This window comes from Spirosoma pollinicola (assembly GCF_002831565.1).
Lineage (GTDB): Bacteria > Bacteroidota > Bacteroidia > Cytophagales > Spirosomataceae > Spirosoma > Spirosoma pollinicola.
The window spans coordinates 2,644,120-2,661,769 of sequence record NZ_CP025096.1; the positions used below are offsets into that span (position 1 = coordinate 2,644,120).

A 17,650-nucleotide genomic window follows, 5' to 3' on the forward strand; every position below is an offset into this window, starting at 1 on the left:
GAATGGCTTCCGTTGAGTATTTGGGTATTGACGTCGGCGGCACGAACGTCAAAATGGGTATTGTTGATGCCAATACCGGTAAAATCTCTAATTTCTATAGCCACGACACCATCAGTTGGCGGGAATCGGGACACTTTGTTGAGCGTTTTGGCGACGCAGTTGCGTTGCAGCTACTGTCGAATAAAGATGTAAAGAAAGTGGGTATCGGTTTGCCGGGCATGCTTAATCGGGAGCGTACTGTTCCGCTCGAAATCACGGCTATTCCCGAAATCAACGATGTTCCAATGGTGGATTTGTTGAGCAAACGCTTTGTGGGTATCCAGTTTTTTCTGGCCAATGACGCAAACGCAGCAGCTTTGGGTGAATATTATTTCGCTGAAGAAAAAATTACTGAAAACTATATTTTCATCACGCTTGGAACGGGTGTTGGTGGAGCGGCTATCATTAACAAGAAAATTTTTACGGGCGGAGATGGCAACGCCATGGAGCCCGGTCATATTCCATCCCGGAATGGCCGGGTGTTGGAACGCAACATCGGCAAGAAAGAATTGCTCGATTTAGCCAATTTACGACGTAAGGAATTTAAAGGCGAAACGCACCTTGCCGATGACGATAGCATTTCGACAACAGGTCTGGTAGCGGCTGCTGCCGAAGGTGATGAATTAGCCCTTCAAATCTGGACCGAAGTAGGCGAAATGCTGGGTGAAGGGCTGGCTTCACTAATTAAAGTACTGGATATAAAACAGGTACTAATTGGTGGAGGGTTGTCTGCATCCTTCGATTACATTCTGCCAGCGGTTAACAAAACGCTCGAATACTGGCTCAATGATTATTATAAAAACGGATTGAGCATCAAGCGGGCCACTCTCGGAAACGATGCCGGACTACTTGGAGCCGCTTCGCTTTGTTTCGAATAAAGGAAAAAGGGAGTAAAGGGAATAGGGGGAAGAAAGAAACTAAAAGGAAATTACTCAGCGCGAAGTTTTCCCTTTAGTTCCTTTCTTCCCCCTATTCCCTTTACTCCCTTTTTCCTTCAGATAACATTTACTTCTGGCGATATTGTTACGCCGAATTTATCATGTACAGATTCCTGCACCTTTTTGGCAAGCAACAGAATTTCGTCGCCGGTAGCATTGCCGTAGTTGACTAAAACCAACGCTTGTCTGGCGTGCACGCCCGCGTCGCCGGAACGGTAGCCTTTCCAACCCGCCTGCTCGATAAGCCAGCCCGCCGGAATTTTCACCACATCGTCACCCATTGGATAGCCGGGTAAGTCTGGATGTTGGTCTTTTAGGGTATCGAACTGAATTTTTGGAATTTCTGGATTTTTGAAGAAACTTCCTGCATTACCAATTTGCGATGGGTCGGGAAGTTTACTTCGCCGAATGCGGATAACGGCTTCGCTGATGGCCTTTATAGACAATCTGTCATCCGACACGCCCATCTCGGTTAACGTTTCCTGAATGGCGCCGTAACGAGTGTGAAAGATTGGGCGCTTGTTCAACTGAAATGTAACACTTGTGATAATGTACTGCCCTTTTAAATCCCGTTTAAACACACTTTCCCGATAGCCGAATGCGCATTCGGCATGCGTAAAGGTCTTTCTTTCACTTGTCAGTATATGAACGGCGGTAAGTGATTCGAAGACCTGCTCCAGTTCAACGCCGTAAGCCCCAATGTTTTGCATAGGTGCTGCGCCCACTGTGCCTGGAATAAGCGCTAAGTTTTCCATACCAGCGTAACCACGTTGAACGCAAAACTGAACTAACTCATGCCAGTTAACGCCAGCCCCGGCCGTTATGTAAATATGGTCGTCGTCTTCACGAGAGACGTTTATCCCTTGGATAGCAACTTTTACAACCAAGCCATCAAAATCATGGCAGAGTAATACATTGCTGCCTCCGCCGAGTATAAGCTTGGGCTGGTTGATGAAATCGGTTAGTTGAAGTACTGTTTTAAGGTCATCTTCATTCGCAACCTCAACCCAATACCGAGCGTTGGCGTCAATTCCGAACGTATTATGTGGTTTGAGCGATACGTGGCTTTGTATATTTAGCATGTACTGGTATGCGTAGTAAGTGCCCAAAATTAACCAAAATCCGGGATGGGTTTATAAGGATTATACTTCGTTTGAGTTAATGCGAAGACAAATGGTTATTTTTGCCCTTAAATGTAAGGATGGCTATGCGTTTCCGATCGGGAGAAGTTATTGTATTGGGGTTAATGCTTATGACAGGTTGTGCCAGTAGTCGAACGACTACGTCGGCTGTTGATTACAATAGTTATAACGAAGACTTATCATCAACGCGGCCTGTTTACAATGCTGCCCCGGCGGTTGCGCCTACAGCTCCTGCAACGGTTACAACACCCGCTATGCCCGTAACGACTCCCCGAAGAACTGATACGCGCAAGCCCAGCATGCCTGTAGAAGCGCTTCACATAAACCGTCGGCTCGATATGGTATTGGATACCATTGCTACGCAGAATCGTTCTATACGGTATGCCCCCGGCTTTCGTATTCAGGTATATGTGGGTACGGTACGCAAAGAAGTTGATGACATCAGGTTGTTAATTTCTCAGAACTTTCCTGAGTTGAGCCCTTATCTGAGTTATAACCTGCCAACTTACAAACTGAAAATTGGTGATTTTATGCGTCGGATGGATGCCGAACGATACTATGCATCAGTGCGACGTTTGATTGGGTCAGCCCAGTTGCAAGCCGATAAAGTTGACATTCGAAGGAGCCTGTTAATAAAATAAATTAGTTGTGTATCGCACAATAATTTTTGCGATGTTACCTTTAAGTGCTACTAAAGATATTAGGTTTGTTATTTTACTATAAGTGTATATTATGAAAAAAGCGTTAGTTACCGGAATAACCGGACAAGATGGTGCCTACCTGACTGAACTGTTGCTGGAAAAAGGATATGAAGTGCATGGCATCAAGCGTCGGAGTTCGCTTTTTAATACGCAACGGATTGACCACCTGTATGAAGACCCGCACGAAAAAAATGTGCACCTTAAACTTCATTACGGTGATCTGTCTGATTCTACTAATATAATTCGTATCATTCAGGAAGTACAGCCCGACGAAATCTACAATCTTGGTGCTATGTCGCACGTACGGGTCAGTTTCGATGAGCCAGAGTATACTGCTCAAGTAGATGGAATTGGTACGCTTCGTATTCTGGAAGCGGTTCGACTACTCGGCCTGACCGAGAAAACCCGTATTTATCAGGCCTCAACGTCTGAGCTATATGGTGGTGTTCAGGGGCATGCTCAATCAGAAACGACTCCATTCTATCCACGCTCGCCCTACGCCGTAGCTAAACTATATGGCTATTGGATTACGGTCAATTACCGCGAGGCCTATAACATGTTTGCCTGTAATGGTATCCTGTTCAACCACGAGTCGCCATTGCGTGGCGAAACCTTTGTGACACGCAAAATTACACGCGCTGTATCACGTATTGGTCTGGGACTACAGGATAAAGTATACCTGGGTAATATGGATTCCCTGCGCGACTGGGGTCATGCCAAGGACTATGTTGAGGCAATGTACCTGATCCTGCAACAGGAGAAGCCTGAAGATTTTGTAATTGCTACAGGTGTTACAACCACTGTTCGTGATTTTGTACGGATGTCATTTGCCGAAATTGGTGTTGAACTGGAGTTTACCGGCGAAGGTGTTGATGAAGTAGGGACAGTTAAAAGTGCAACAAATCCAGACTTCGCGGTTGAAGTAGGTAAAGCAGTGGTAGCGGTTGATCCGCGCTACTTCCGCCCAACAGAAGTAGACCTGTTGCTTGGTGATCCAACCAAAGCGATGTCAAAACTGAACTGGAAGCCAAAGTATGACCTTCCTGCTCTTGTAAAAGACATGATGACTTCTGATATCAACCTGTTCCGTCGCGATCAGCTTCTGGCTAATAGCGGCCACCAGGTGCTGAACTACTTTGAGTAAGAAAAATAGTCAGCAAATCGATAAGTATCTATACGTGCGGTCGGGTTTGAGAACCCGACCGTTTTTTTGTCTGTTATCTACACAAAAAAGCGTCGGGTTTGAGAACCCGACGCCACTAATTAACTTACTAACTTATCAACTCTTATACGGGCACAGCGTAATAATACATCCGTGAACTGTTGGGGTACATCCCGATCAGCATCAGGCCTTCGCCTTCTTTTACTGACGCCATGATGGCTTGAAGATCTTTCGTCGTTTTAACGTTCTTGCCGTTCGCTTTCACGATGATAAACCCTTCTTCAACATCCGTCTCTGCCAGTTTGCCATCAATGATTTTCTTTACCCGAACACCACCCGTTACACCTAGTTGCTTGGCTTCCTGTGCGGATAAATCCTCGAAGCTGGCGCCCAGATTGCTCAACGATGTAGTGGCCGCTGTAACGTCGGTTTTTTTGATCACATCCCGACCACCATTCCGATTGCGAAGTTCAACTTTAACGTCGCGTTCGCTACCGTCGCGGTTAATCGTAACATTCACTATATCACCTGGCCGACGACGACCAATGATTTCACGCATTTGAACATCAGAATCCAACGGCTGACCTTCCATCTTAACGATAACGTCGCCTTTTTTCAGGCCAGCGGCTTCGGCAGCACCTTTTTCAACAACGCTATCAATATAAATACCACGACCTAATTTCAATCCTTTCTCTTTTGCTATCGTGCTGTTCAACTCGATAGGCAAAATACCGATATAGCCGCGTTGTACATTACCATACTTAAGCAGGTCGGACGATACTTTTTTAACCAGCGATACAGGTACAGCGAAACCGTAGCCGCTATAATATCCCGTGGCCGAGGCAATAGCCGAGTTTATACCGACTAATTCGCCACGAAGGTTTACCAAAGCTCCACCCGAATTACCTGGGTTGATGGCGGCATCCGTCTGAATAAAGGCTTCCAAGGGCATATCCGTTGCCTGTTTGTCAGTACGTCCTTGCTGACGTTGCGCATAATCCTGCTCCAGAATCCCGATTTTACGGCTCTTCGCACTTACGATACCGGCTGTTACCGTCGATTCCAGATCAAGCGGATAACCGACAGCCAACACCCATTCACCTAATTTCAATGCGTCAGAATCGCCCAGTGTGATAGCTGGCAGGTCTTTAGCATCTACTTTGATAACGGCTAGATCTGTGAGAGGGTCAGTACCAATTACTTTAGCTTTGAAACTCCGTTTGTCGGTCATAATCACTTCCACTTCGTCAGCATCCTGAACAACGTGGTTGTTGGTTACGATATAGCCGTCTTTGCTAATAATTACACCCGATCCTGATGCCTGACCCTGTTGACGGCGAGGTTGCCGCTGACCGCCGAGTTCGTCGCCAAAAAACTCCCGGAAAATATCAGGGACCTGTTGTTGGCGCACCGTCCGGGTCATTGTCGTGCGAATATGAACGACCATTGGTGTTACAGCTTCTGCTGCAGTAGAGAAGTCGCCAGGTACGGCAGAAGGCCCGCCCGGCATTGATGCCAGCCGTCCCGTAATCGCCTGTATTGGCGATGATTCGTTAAAAATTACATCCCGGTTGTTGAAGCCCAACAGGTTGTAAGCAGCCAACGTTACAACACTCGACAGGAGTGCCATTAACGCCAATAATTTCCAGTTGCTTTTCATAATTAATGGGAAAATCTAATTGCTTTCTTTTTGTGTTAGCGGCAGAGGTTTCTGTCTGATACTATAACGGAAAGTAACTTCCGAAAAATCCGATCTATGTGCGTCCTTAACAAAATTTAACAAGGGTTTGTTAACGAGATTTGAAGGTAATAAAAAGCCCGTGAGAACTACACTCATCACTCATCGGGCTTTTTCGTTTGCGATCTATACACTCAATCAGCCACCTATTTCGATCTGGCGCGGAGGCTTCACTTTAGCCTCTTCCCGTTTTGGTACATCAATTTTCAGAAGTCCATCAGCATAGGTTGCCTGAATGCGGTCGGCATTTATTGATGTGGGTAATGTAAACGTCCGCTGAAACGAGGAATAGCTGAACTCCCGGCGGGTATATTTCTCGTTACCTTGTCCGGGTTCATCTTTCTGCGTTTCCTGATAGGCCGAGATTGTAAGATTATTATGGTTCAGGTTGAGTTTGAAATCTTCTTTCTTCAGGCCTGGTGCCGCGACCTCAATACGAAACCCATCCTGATGTTCCAGTACATTGACCGCTGGAACGCTGGTCAGGCCTGAGGTGGTGTTGGTGTTGAAAAACTCGTTCATGTCGCGACCGAATAGGTTCTCGATCAACGACGGCAAGTGGTTGTTCGTGCGCATTAACGGATTCATGACTATCGTGGTTTTAGGTTTGAAAATACGTTAACAAATTCTGATAACTATTTTTCAAACTTTATGCCAGTTCTTGCGTCAGGTCAGATGCAGTTATTTTGTCATTCTACAGCCAGGGGCAAGACACGTTTATCTGTCAAAATGACGTATAGGATGCTAAAATGACCTATTCTACGCTTGCAGAGGAATCGTCTATGAAGGAAAGAAAACGAGGAAATGACACGACTACTTTATAGCCAGTGTCTCAAATGCCTTTTCGGCGGCAGCCTGTTCGGCTTTTTTCTTGCTGTAGCCACTGCCCGTTGCAAAGGGCTCATCATTAATAAATACCTGCGAAATAAACTCCCGGAAATGACTGTTACCTTTCTCCGAGACAATCTCGAATCGAATCTCTTTACCGTCGCGCTGAGCCCATTCAATCAGGCGACTCTTGTAGTTGCCGTTGTTTTGAACAACAGACTCAATATCGTAGTGGGCCAATAATTCTTTTAGAATAAATCCACGGGAGAACCGGAACCCCTTGTCCAGATACACAGCGCCAACCAGCGCTTCGAGGGCGTCGCCGTACATAGACGTGCGGGCCGGTAAACTACGCGTCCGGCTTCCGTCGTATTCAATGAGTTGATCGAGGCCAATTTTACGGGCAATGCCATTCAGGGTCTCGCGGTTTACAATGCGCGAGCGGACTTCTGTCAAAAAACCTTCGTCTTTGTAAGGATATTTTTTGAAGAGAAACTCGGCGATAACCATACCCAGCACCGCGTCGCCCAAATACTCAAGCCGTTCGTTCGATTCCCGAAACCCTTCGATAGCTGTGGCTTTTGAGGCCGATGTGTGGCGTAGGGCCAGTTGATACAAGCCCAGATTAGATGGGCGTGCGCCAATAATATGGGCGATTGAGCGACGCAGATTCTTACGTGGATCAGCGTTGCCAGACCGGAACCAGTCGAGAGGGTTAAATAAACTACGCGGCAGAGCGATTTGCACGACTCAGCTAAGTTTTCGGAAAATAACGATGGCGTTATGCCCACCAAATCCAAACGCATTACTCATCACGGTTGTTATCGAGCGTTTCTGCGCCGTGTTGAACGTCAGGTTAAAGCGGGAGTCTATTTCGTCATCGTCGGTGAAGTGATTAATCGTTGGGGGAACAAGTTGATGTTCCATCGCTTTAATACACGCAATGGCTTCTACAGCGCCCGCTGCACCCAGCAAGTGGCCCGTCATTGATTTGGTCGAGCTGATATTCAACTTAAATGAATGCTCGCCGAACAACTGATTAATGGCCTTTAGCTCCTGTGGGTCGCCAATGGGCGTTGAGGTGCCGTGTGTGTTAATGTAGTCGATTTCCTCCGGAGCGATGCCTGCATCGTTCAGAGCGTCCTGCATAGCCAAAAAAGCACCCAGCCCATCGGGGTGAGGAGCCGTAATGTGATAGGCATCTGATGACATTCCGCCCCCGATCAATTCGGCATAAATTTTGGCTCCGCGTGCCTGAGCATGCTCGTACTCTTCCAGAATCAGGGAACCGGCCCCTTCTCCCAGCACAAAACCATCCCGATCCTTATCGTAAGGCCGGGAAGCTGTTTCTGGCGAATCATTGCGCTCTGATAAAGCGCGATTGGCGTTGAAACCGCCAATGCCTGCCTGCGTTACAGCGGCTTCTGAACCACCTACTACACACATATTGAGTCTGCCCAACCGAATGTAGTTGAACGCATCAATAATAGCGTTGTTGGTTGATGCACAGGCCGAAACCGTAACATAGTTTGTTCCCCGAAAACCGTAGCGCATCGAAATCTGCCCCGATGCACTGTCGGCAATCATACGAACAATAAAGAACGGATTGATACGGGGCGTACCATCGCCTTTGGCGAAGCCAATCATTTCATCTTCAAATGATTTTAGACCACCAATACCTGAACCCCAAATGACGCCAACCTTATTTTTGTCGATTGTGTCCAGGTTCAAGCCTGAGTCGCGAACAGCTTCTTCGGTAGCAATGAGCGCATAGTGCGTAAACGCATCCATCTTGCGCGCTTCCTGACGAGGGATAAACTGGGTAACGTCTACGCCTTTCAATTCGCAGGCAAACCGCGTGCGAAATTTGCTGGCGTCAAACTTCGTAATGGGACCGGCCCCGCTTACACCGGCGGCTAAGCTGTTCCAGTAAGAGGCTACATCATTGCCGATTGGTGTCAACGCACCGAGGCCGGTCACTACTACTCGCTTGAGTGTCATACGGGTTTACTACGTAATGGGGAAATAAAATCAACGCCGATACCGTATTTGTTGGCGTTGGCTTCAATGCTCAGTACCTCTTCCAATTAATTTAACTGGATAGGTACCGAGTAATGCGTTATGACGTCTTCTAAATCTCGTAGAGACTTATTTGCCGATATTTTTCTCCAGATATTCGATGGCCAGGCCAACAGTAGAGATTTTTTCAGCCTCGTCGTCAGGGATAGGCAGATTGAATTCTTTTTCAAATTCCATGATCAGCTCAACTGTGTCGAGTGAATCGGCTCCCAAATCGTTGGTGAAGCTTGCCTCTGGCGTCACTTCTGATTCTTCAACGCCTAATTTTTCAACAATGATATTCTTTACTTTCTGTGCAATGTCCGACATTTCAGTATTCTGTTCTGAGTTAAAAAACTGCGCAAAGAAACGTATTTACCTTTGTATTATCAAACAATTTTTTAATGCGGGAATCGTTTTATAATACCTCAACTTGAGGGTTAATAATCTGATTGTTAGCTCTTTGGGCTTAAATTGAGGCCTCTGTTAACGAATTACAACTGACTTACAAACATAGGTAGGAATGATACCTGTGCTTCGAATCAGAACCTCTGCATCCTGTGGTTGTGTATTTCCGGTCAATACGAGAGCGGTATCCAGACCAAACTTATTGCCGCCCAGAATGTCTGTATGAAGCGTATCGCCCACCATCAGAATGTCGCGCTTACTAATATGAGCCGCATTTTCCAGCCGCTCGTAGGCAAACATGAAGAGTTGCGCATCGGGCTTTCCAAACTTGATAAACTGTTTACCAACTATAGACTCAATCATTTTGGCAACTGCTCCAATGGCAATGGCAATACGGGTTTTGGAAACAGGGTAGGTGTTGTCTGTATTGGCAACAATAACCGGAATGTTGCGCTTTCGGAGTAAGTTGACGGTTTTGGTCAGGTCGGCATTCCAGTCGAAGCCTTCATCATCCAGTAAGACCAGCGCGTTTATATCAGCTACGTCTTTGAGATCAACCTGGCTAATAGGCAATGTTTTCAAGCCCGTTGTTTCGAGATAATGGGCCGATTTTTCGGTGCCCAGATACGCTACCGTACCGCTGGGAACCTTGAGGTCCAGGTATTCGCGGGCCAGCATACCCGAAGAAATGATGCGTTCGGGTGGAATGGCGTAAAGACCTTGCTTGTAATAGGACTCGGCCAGTTCCTGCGGACTGCGCGATGCATCGTTGGTTAGTACATAAAACGTTTTATCGTTTTCCTTCAGCCAATCGAATGTGTGTTCAATTCCCGGCAACAGACCTTCTGAGTTTTTCAGGACGCCAAATGCATCGAAGAAAATTACCTTATACTTGTCCGCTACGGTTTTGAAATCAGTTAGTTGCATGAAGGCAAACGAAAAAAATGAGTAGCAATAAACCCGCCTTCTCGTTCAGGAAGGGAGATTTTTCGCCTTGGATTCAGAAGGATATTGGTAAAAATACGATCTATGCCGAATTTTTAATCATTTTTCCTTCAGTAGAGTTTGAATATCGGCGATTAATTTGTCGATGTCCAGTGGTAATGTACCATTATATATTCCCCGAATCCGGCGCGTTTGATCGACCAGGATCAGGTGCTCCGTATGCAGAAATTCGCTCGAATCTTTGGTAAAACCAATAGCCTCTTCGGCGAAGTACGACTTTCGGGCCAAATCATAAATACGACTTCGGTTGCCTGTGAGCAGATGCCACTTTGTTGAGTTGATGCCCTTACTTTTCGCGTAGCGCCGGAGTTGGGGTACCGAGTCCAGCCAGGGCGTTACGCTGAATGACAGCAATTGCACCTTTGGCTCATTTCGGAATGTATCCTGAACAGCTTTGAGCAGATTCGTCATCTTGGGCAAATGCTGGGGCAGGCCGTAAAGAAAAAATTGGCGACGTAGACTTTATTCGAAACGGTTTGCTCAGTAACGACCGCATCGGTTTGGTCCCGAAAGCTAAAGTCGGCAATTCGATGCGTAATTTGTTTCTCTACGTCAGCAGGGGCCGTCAGCCAGATGGGGGTGAAGTCGGGGGTGTTGTAGTAAGGCACTGCGTCGTCGGTAAGCTGGTCACTAGTGGTCGTACTGGCTGACTGGCAGGCGAGTAAATTTGGCAGTAAACTCAGCACTATACTAATGCGAAATAGCAATTGAATCCCAGACATTAACACAATTTTTGACTCCTGTAAAACCATAGTTCCGACCATTTCGAGCTACATAATTAACTTTCAGGACACCATTCGCAAACAACTGCTGCTGTGCCCCACTTTCCTGACCATTGTGGTAATGGCCATATAAAGCAGGTTGCCCGTTCCGATACCATTCTTTACGGATGCCTTCGTATTGATCATTTCGAAACTGATAAAAAAAAGCTTGCCTGCCGGATTCGAACCAGCCCCGTTGCTCCCCTTCTTGCCAGCCTTTCTGATAATGACGTATTTCTTTGAGCTGACGGTTGGCATGCCATTGCCGATGAAATCCCTCGGCCTGCCCTTGGTTGAAAGCGCCTACAAACAGGGTGTCTCTGGCAGGGCTAAGCTGGTATTGCCAGCCGCTAAACAGCGTATCGTTTCGCCACATGCGTCCTTCCCGTTTTTGCCAGCCGGATTGCTCTGTGGAAACATAAATGGTGGGAATGACACTAGTTGCCGGATTGGCTGGCTGACAGCTATAGAGGCCTAAAAACAGGGCCACCAACTGCCCTGGCCTACTGCGTGACAGTACCTGATTTGCCATAAAATCCGCTGCCGTTGAGGTAAGGATCTTCGGCGGTAATGTGATAGTGATAGATACTATTTGGATAGTCAGCCGTTGGTGCAGTGTGCCCATGGTATTTATCCAGATCGGTGTTGGTAATGGTTTTACCATTTTCCAGCGGGCCATAGACCGGGAACCCATCCAGCAGAAAACCCAGCAAAGCCTCTTTCCCTTTAAGTTTTGTTAAGTAGGTTGGCTCAACGTGGTAGTGATATTGACCTTGCTGTTGAGGGTGACCCTCGTATTGATCGAACCCGTTAATTTCGTTGGTTAACACGGCTCGCTGGGCTGCATACTGGTTGAAAAAGGCTACCCCATTAAGTGAAACGCCAATAGCACCCAGTGGTGTTTCGGCATGAGTCGCATCAACGACGGGGTTAAGTGGCATTTTGAAGGTCATGTTCACTTCGCTAATGGTGTTTGGGTTCACGCTGAATTTAGTGTTGGTGCCGTTATAGGCTTCGTAGAGTGTGCTTTCCCAGGCCGTTCCTTTATAATACGGGCTTTTGTGATCTGGACGCCCTTTGGTTTTAATAACAATGTTGGTGCCTTCTACATAAATCTCGGTGGCACCGTAGATTTTTTTGTAAACATCCGGTACACCCGAGCCAACAACTGTAGCCGTTGAACTGCTTGTGCCCGTTGTCGTGGTGGTTGGTGAAACAGTATCGTCGCTTTTCTGACAAGCCACAAACGCTACGATTGAGCAAAGGAGCACCAATATAATTGGTTTAAATGCGACTGAGAGCGTATTCATAAGTTACATTAGTTGACGTGTTACAGGCCTGAGTGAGTACTTGTTGTACCAAACAGCATCTTGCTGTTTGTGCGAAATGATTTTATAAATAGCCGCAAACAGCAAGATGCTGTTTGCTGTACAATCAATCTCGTCACTCAATACAGTTAGACGCCATTGGTTTACCCATTCCTACGGTCGCAGTAGTAAACTTTCGGACGAACCTCCTAATGACCCACCATCCGTTGGTCTGGGCGGACGCTGCTGGCCGAATAACCTGGATAAATCACCGACCAGACGGTTAAAACTGGCTAATTGATTAGGTCGGCAAATGGATTTGATTTGACTGAAATGAGTAAAATTGAGCTGAGCCAATTCACGTTGGTTTATCGCAATCTGCTCACTTAAGGCACTTGCCTTTAGTGAATCGGGTTGGACTGATTCAAGAAGACCATAGTAGTCCCGAAACAACTGAGCCGATTGGTCGCGCAACGCACGAACCTGACTCCGGTGCTCACGAACTAACGTCTGATAGGCTACCTGTTGATCCGTGTCGAAATGAAGTCGCTCGATAATGACCGCTACCGGACCTTCGGCGTCGGGCGGCCCGTCTGGATGGTCGGGCTTGAGTACTAAATAGCCAATAGTCAACAGGTTAAGGAGAAGTAAGCCTATAATCGCGAGGGTTAGTAGTTTTGTCCGTTCCATACATCATACAGTTGATTGCTTGCCGGGTAGAGTTGCATCTCTGTTACAACTGTATTTAACTCAGCTTCCCGATTCGTTGGCGCAGAAACTCGTTGTGTCGTCAACTGCCAGTTTAACAAGGCCAATAAGGCGAAAGAAGCCGCTGCAAGCCACACCGTTCGGGCTGGTACATAAACGGGTCGTTGCGGGACATTCAGTCGGTCCCGGATTTTTGCGAACAGAAATGAACTTGGTTCAGGCCGTTGAATCCCCTGTGTACTAGCCAGTACATCCTTGATCCATTTTTCTTGTTGAGGGTCCATAGTTAGGTAGACGACAAGTGTTTTCGATTCCTACGGGTTGATCCTTAATTGTACCCACGGGCTTCAGCCCGTATTTTGTACCTATGTTAGGAAAACACGGGCTGAAGCCCGTGGGTACAACTATTAATTCCTTAATGTTTTATAAAGCCCTGCCAATTGTTTTCTAAGATTATCAATAGCCCTTTGCAACAACGATTCAACCGCGCCAACGCTTACTGTCATGATTTGGGCTGTTTCAATATTGTCTAATCCTTCAATTTTTGTGAGGATGTAGGCTGTCTTTTGCTTTTCAGAAAGTTTGTCGATCGCCTTGAATAGCATGGCAGCTTGTTCTTTGTTTTCCAGTGTAATGCCGGGATGTGTAAAATCGGTGGGGTGGTGAAGTGTCTCGCCCGTTTGGGCATCGAATAAGCTCGTCAGGAAAGCAAACCGTTTTTGGCGTTTCTGGTGTTTAAGGAAGTCCAGTGACTTATTTACCGCAATCCGATAGAGCCAGGTTGTTCCGCTGGCTTCGCCTTTGAAAGCACCCACCGAACGAAATAACTCCACATATACATCCTGGGTAATTTCCTCTGCATCTTCCCGATTATGGACATAGCTGAGCGCCAGATTAAAAACCCGGGTTTTGGTTTGCTCATACACTTGACGAAAGGCCAATTCATTGCCTTGCCGTACAGCCTCAATCAATACGACCAGGTCGTTTGCGTCGGTCACGTTTACTCGAACTGCCGAAGCGGCTAAATACCCAACGCCTTCAGAATTTTGTCTGCATCGAAGGTCGCAATCGACGGGAAGTAAATGTCATAGGCTTCCTGCTGGAGTTTGATGGCGTAGGTACGGTGGAAAAAATAACGACCGTACTTTATGACGTAGTTGAGTATGAAAAAACGATAAGCCTCTGGTAGAAAACGAATTTCGGTTTCTGTGAGTGGAAACACTCGATGGTATTCTTTTAAAAACAATAAAAACCGATCTTCCATTAACGGTCCAATCACGTAACTAAACACTGTGCGATCGCCCGCGTTGGAAACCACCCGACTGAAAAAGTAAAAATCCATGACCCGGTAGCTGATCCTAAACCAGTCATAATCCCAACGGGAATACAGTTCCAGATTGTCGGTAACTGAAAAATTGCCAATGTTCCAGTCTACAAAAACGGGCATGGTTTCAACTGACTTAGCGACAAGTTTTTGCCGGTTTTCCAGAAAGAGTTCACACTGCCGTTTCAATTCGTCTACGTGCATCCGGTGTTCGAACTGCCCGACCTCGGTCTCCAGCAAATCGAGTAAATCCCAAATATCTGAACGTAGTGTTTTGCTGGATTTGGGCAATACCGGGCTCACTCTCGAAGAGGCTTTATGAAACCGGGCAACTTCGCGGCCAAGCAGCCTGATGTGGTGATCCTCTAACCGGCGCGGCAACTTTAACTGGATCCGGATGGGGTTATAAAAAACAACCCAGGCATCAATGAAACCATCTTTATGTCGATACGTATATACCTGTCCGTCACGCACCAGCGATTTAGCCAGCACGTTTTCAAACGGGTAAAGTAAATTATTAGCCAGCGCGTGAATGATTCGGTGATCTTCCAGAAATTGCTCGTAAGTGCCGAAGTAAGATAGTTTGGCAATAATACGTTCGCCATCTTCAAACGTGACTCTGAAGACGTGATTAGTCGAAACTTTGGCACTGATATCTTCAATAGTATCGATCTGTATAGAGCCATCAAACTCCGCCCAGGCCTTTTTTATAATGGATGAATAATCGACAAGACGCATCGTTTTTTGTAAAAAGGTGTAGTGAGTGAATATGTGCAGTAGGTATGGTGCGTATAGAGTTACCAAACCTTACTGCACCTTTTTACTGACATCACTTATTACACAAACTCCACTAGATAATCTCAAAATATCGTTTCAATTCCCAGTCGCTTACTTGGCGAATGTACTGTCGCCATTCCCAGTCGCGCGAGCGGGCAAAGTGGTCAACAAACGCTGCCCCAAACAGTTCAGCCGCTACCGGCGAATTTGCCATTGCTTGGGTGGCCTCGGCCAGATTTTTAGGCAGAACGCCGTTCCGCGTATCGTCATACCCATTACCAACCGATGCGGGAATGTCGAGGGGTAGTTTGTGGCGAATGCCGTACAAACCGGATGCCAGAGCCGCAGCGATGGCCAGATACGGGTTGGTATCGGAACCTGATACCCGATGTTCAACGCGGGTATACGCTTCTTTGTGGTTGAGAATTCGAAGCGCTGTAGTGCGGTTGTCAATCGACCAGGTGACCGTGGTGGGTGCCCAGGCCCCTTCGACCAGTCGTTTGTAGCTGTTGATAGTTGGCGCAAACATGGGCGTAATGTGCGGCAAACAATATAGTTGCCCGGCTATGAACTGGCGCATTAACTCGCTCATGCGATCGGGTTGATCAGCGTCGTAAAACAGATTATTTGTCTTATCGAGGTTCCACAAGCTTTGATGAATATGGCCGCTGCAACCCGGCAGGTCGGCATCCCACTTCGCCATAAAGGTGGCTATTGCACCATGGCGATAGGCAATTTCCTTGACCGCCGTTTTAAACAAAGCAGCTTTGTCGGCGGCCTTAATAACCTCATCGTGCATGATGGCGGCTTCATAAACACCCGGCCCGGTTTCGGTATGTAAGCCTTCGAGCGGTATGTCAAATTGAGCCAGTGAGTCGAACAGATCATGGTAGAAGGCACTTTCGAGCGATGGGCGCAAAATAGAGTAGCCAAACATACCCGGCGTTAATGGCTCCAGTTGCTGAAAGTTTTTTTCCTGCAAACTTTGGGGCGTTTCGCGAAAGTTGAACCATTCGAACTCCTGCGCATACTCAGCATGATAGCCCATTTCCTGACATTGAGCGGCAATACGTTTCAGTAAACTACGCGGGCAGGCCGCTGTTGCATATGTGCTTGGTTGCCCGGTTGGCGAAGGACTGAAATCGGCCAGAAAAAACGGAATATTGCCCTCCCAGGGTATTTGTCGGAACGTTTCGATATCCAGACGGACGGGGGCATCTGGGTAGCCGGAATGCCAGCCCGTTGTTTTTCCGTTATCGTAGGGCGCATCCGCCGAATCCCATCCCCAGACAACATCACAAAACCCAAAGCCGTCGGCCAGCCCATCCAGAAACTTTTGCCGATGAATGATTTTGCCACGTAACACCCCGTCAATGTCCGTAAAGGCATATTTGATTTTCGGGCTGTCGCTTTGTTTGATGAAGTCAATAATATCTTGCTGGTTCATGGATTTCTGGTTGGTTGACGACTGGGGGCGGCTAAAGATAATTACATCGTCCCAAACTTAGCCCATTTCCTCCCAAAGTTACGGGTGTTCGTCACACCGATTTCAAGGCGCGAAAGCTATGTGCTTGTTTTGATTCATCGAAACGGCGCAGGTGTCGCCGAATGCAACTCAACCCTTAACAAACTCAGGTGTATGAAAACGACTAATAATGCTTTCGCCCTTCTTTTTGCTACTTTTTCGTTTACGGCTTGCACGAACCAATCCATCGAGCCTGTGCGTTCGGCTACTCCCATTCAATCAACAGTTCAGTCCGACAGCCTCTCACCCGTCCACATCTTACCAGAGAAAACGCAACAATCTGAAACACCTTACCAGTATGGCCTCGAAACCGTAGACCAGAAAGAAGAAAACACGCCCTATCAACAACCTCATGTGATCACGCCATTGCCCCGGCAAACGGTGATGCCGGTCATGAAATCGGATACTCTCGACCAGTACTAATCATTACCCGGACGTTCCTGAAAACTTAATCGCCAAGTCAGATCATGAACACATTACAAACTACTTTTATCGACTTTCAACGCTACGTTCGTGAGCCGAAGTACAGCCAGCCGCTATCCGATCGGCCCGGCAACAAGTCGGTGCTGACGATCCGCCGTTTTTTGGCAGGCTATCCATTGATTCTTGGCATACTGTTGATTACCGTCGGAAACATTGTCCTGGCGCAGTTTATAACGGGGCAAGTCATCTTTAAACCACTTCTGGAGCGTTATAGCTCGTCTGTGGGTATCCTGCTGGTTTCTGTGTTGATTGCTGTTACCCTTGAGGAAGCGGTGTTCCGGGCCATACTCAGGCTTACCCCAAACCGGCTTCGTACTATTCTCGCTTTGGCTTTGTGGATATTATCAGGCAAGTATTATCAATTTATAAAACAGGAAACCAATGAATTTGCACTGTTGTGGATGATACTCCTGTGGTCGGCTATTGTTTATGGGCTGAATCATTATTTAAAACGTCCGGCTGTATTTGCCCGTATCGAACACATTTGGCAAGCTAATTTTCGCTTGATCTTTTATGGTATTGGCTTGCTCTACAGCTTCATGAAAATCATTGACGACGTAGGTACATTGAAAGACGCACAAGTGCTTTTGCTACCCGTGTTGTTGCTTTCCAGCTTATTGAATGGGTTTTATTTTGGCTATATCCGCATGAAGTACGGGTTCTGGTATGCGGTGGCAGTGCATATGCTGGTGCTACTGGCCGCGTTGGCACCGGAAGCCATACTTATCCTGTAAATTTGAAAACGC

19 protein-coding genes and 1 pseudogene are annotated in these 17,650 nt (G+C 47.0%); 5 read left to right on the forward strand and 15 right to left on the reverse strand.

What is annotated here, in order from left to right; genetic code table 11:
* Nucleotides 1-2: 2 nt before the first annotated feature.
* The gene (locus CWM47_RS11165) at nt 3-917 is read left to right on the forward strand and encodes an ROK family protein (RefSeq protein WP_100988052.1); all 915 of its coding nucleotides are present in this window, start codon (nt 3-5) and stop codon (nt 915-917) included.
* Between the two features lie 116 nt (nt 918-1,033).
* On the opposite strand, the gene murB is transcribed toward CWM47_RS11165, so the two are convergent.
* Nucleotides 1,034-2,059, reverse strand: a complete 1,026-nt coding sequence (murB, locus tag CWM47_RS11170) for a UDP-N-acetylmuramate dehydrogenase (RefSeq protein WP_100988053.1) — start codon at nt 2,057-2,059, stop codon at nt 1,034-1,036.
* A 125-nt stretch (nt 2,060-2,184) separates the two neighbouring features.
* Between murB and CWM47_RS11175 the strand changes: the two genes are divergently transcribed.
* Nucleotides 2,185-2,760, forward strand: a complete 576-nt coding sequence (locus CWM47_RS11175; protein WP_240625844.1) for an SPOR domain-containing protein — start codon at nt 2,185-2,187, stop codon at nt 2,758-2,760.
* Nucleotides 2,761-2,851: 91 nt separating this feature from the next.
* Complete coding sequence (gene gmd / locus CWM47_RS11180; protein WP_100988054.1) at nt 2,852-3,964, forward strand: GDP-mannose 4,6-dehydratase; 1,113 nt, start codon at nt 2,852-2,854, stop codon at nt 3,962-3,964.
* A gap of 142 nt (nt 3,965-4,106) precedes the next feature.
* Here gmd and CWM47_RS11185 read toward each other — a convergent pair whose 3' ends face one another.
* The 14 genes and pseudogenes from CWM47_RS11185 to CWM47_RS11250 all read right to left on the reverse strand — a co-directional run bounded on the left by CWM47_RS11185 (nt 4,107) and on the right by CWM47_RS11250 (nt 16,343).
* On the reverse strand, nt 4,107-5,642 hold the full coding sequence (locus CWM47_RS11185) for a Do family serine endopeptidase (RefSeq protein ID WP_100988055.1): 1,536 nt from the start codon (nt 5,640-5,642) through the stop codon (nt 4,107-4,109).
* Between the two features lie 216 nt (nt 5,643-5,858).
* Nucleotides 5,859-6,308 (reverse strand): Hsp20/alpha crystallin family protein, encoded by a 450-nt coding sequence (locus tag CWM47_RS11190; RefSeq protein ID WP_100988056.1) that lies wholly within the window; start codon nt 6,306-6,308, stop codon nt 5,859-5,861.
* Between the two features lie 225 nt (nt 6,309-6,533).
* Complete coding sequence (gene rnc / locus CWM47_RS11195; RefSeq protein ID WP_100988057.1) at nt 6,534-7,295, reverse strand: ribonuclease III; 762 nt, start codon at nt 7,293-7,295, stop codon at nt 6,534-6,536.
* A 3-nt stretch (nt 7,296-7,298) separates the two neighbouring features.
* Entirely contained in the window at nt 7,299-8,549 is a 1,251-nt protein-coding gene (gene fabF / locus CWM47_RS11200; RefSeq protein WP_100988058.1) for a beta-ketoacyl-ACP synthase II, read from the reverse strand.
* A gap of 147 nt (nt 8,550-8,696) precedes the next feature.
* Nucleotides 8,697-8,936 (reverse strand): acyl carrier protein, encoded by a 240-nt coding sequence (locus CWM47_RS11205; protein ID WP_012929621.1) that lies wholly within the window; start codon nt 8,934-8,936, stop codon nt 8,697-8,699.
* A gap of 156 nt (nt 8,937-9,092) precedes the next feature.
* Complete coding sequence (locus CWM47_RS11210; RefSeq protein WP_100988059.1) at nt 9,093-9,941, reverse strand: TIGR01459 family HAD-type hydrolase; 849 nt, start codon at nt 9,939-9,941, stop codon at nt 9,093-9,095.
* Between the two features lie 117 nt (nt 9,942-10,058).
* Nucleotides 10,059-10,783: pseudogene (locus CWM47_RS40205) on the reverse strand (SCO family protein).
* Nucleotides 10,710-11,312: a toxin-antitoxin system YwqK family antitoxin gene (locus CWM47_RS11220; RefSeq protein WP_100988060.1), complete on the reverse strand. Its 603-nt coding sequence runs from the start codon at nt 11,310-11,312 to the stop codon at nt 10,710-10,712. The pseudogene CWM47_RS40205 and the gene CWM47_RS11220 overlap by 74 nt, the downstream one beginning before the upstream one ends.
* Nucleotides 11,284-12,090 carry a YHYH protein gene (locus CWM47_RS11225; RefSeq protein ID WP_100988061.1) on the reverse strand — a complete coding sequence of 269 codons (807 nt, stop codon included), beginning with the start codon at nt 12,088-12,090 and terminating at the stop codon, nt 11,284-11,286. The genes CWM47_RS11220 and CWM47_RS11225 overlap by 29 nt, the downstream gene beginning before the upstream one ends.
* Before the next feature lie 171 nt (nt 12,091-12,261).
* Nucleotides 12,262-12,777: a periplasmic heavy metal sensor gene (locus CWM47_RS11230; protein ID WP_100988062.1), complete on the reverse strand. Its 516-nt coding sequence runs from the start codon at nt 12,775-12,777 to the stop codon at nt 12,262-12,264.
* Nucleotides 12,756-13,079 carry a hypothetical protein gene (locus CWM47_RS11235; RefSeq protein ID WP_100988063.1) on the reverse strand — a complete coding sequence of 108 codons (324 nt, stop codon included), beginning with the start codon at nt 13,077-13,079 and terminating at the stop codon, nt 12,756-12,758. Before CWM47_RS11235 ends, CWM47_RS11230 begins: the two co-directional genes overlap by 22 nt.
* A gap of 123 nt (nt 13,080-13,202) precedes the next feature.
* A complete protein-coding gene (locus CWM47_RS11240; protein ID WP_100988064.1) occupies nt 13,203-13,793 on the reverse strand; it encodes an RNA polymerase sigma factor in 591 nt (196 codons plus the stop codon).
* 23 nt (nt 13,794-13,816) lie between these two features.
* Complete coding sequence (locus tag CWM47_RS11245) at nt 13,817-14,857, reverse strand: aminoglycoside phosphotransferase/kinase family protein (RefSeq protein WP_100988065.1); 1,041 nt, start codon at nt 14,855-14,857, stop codon at nt 13,817-13,819.
* A 112-nt stretch (nt 14,858-14,969) separates the two neighbouring features.
* The gene (locus CWM47_RS11250) at nt 14,970-16,343 is read right to left on the reverse strand and encodes a glutamine synthetase family protein (protein ID WP_100988066.1); all 1,374 of its coding nucleotides are present in this window, start codon (nt 16,341-16,343) and stop codon (nt 14,970-14,972) included.
* A gap of 192 nt (nt 16,344-16,535) precedes the next feature.
* Here CWM47_RS11250 and CWM47_RS11255 point away from each other — a divergent pair, with 192 nt between their 5' ends.
* Together CWM47_RS11255 and CWM47_RS11260 are read left to right on the forward strand one after the other, a co-directional pair.
* Nucleotides 16,536-16,844 (forward strand): hypothetical protein, encoded by a 309-nt coding sequence (locus tag CWM47_RS11255; RefSeq protein WP_100988067.1) that lies wholly within the window; start codon nt 16,536-16,538, stop codon nt 16,842-16,844.
* A gap of 44 nt (nt 16,845-16,888) precedes the next feature.
* Nucleotides 16,889-17,638 (forward strand): CPBP family glutamic-type intramembrane protease, encoded by a 750-nt coding sequence (locus CWM47_RS11260; RefSeq protein WP_100988068.1) that lies wholly within the window; start codon nt 16,889-16,891, stop codon nt 17,636-17,638.
* The last annotated feature ends 12 nt before the right edge of the window (nt 17,639-17,650 follow it).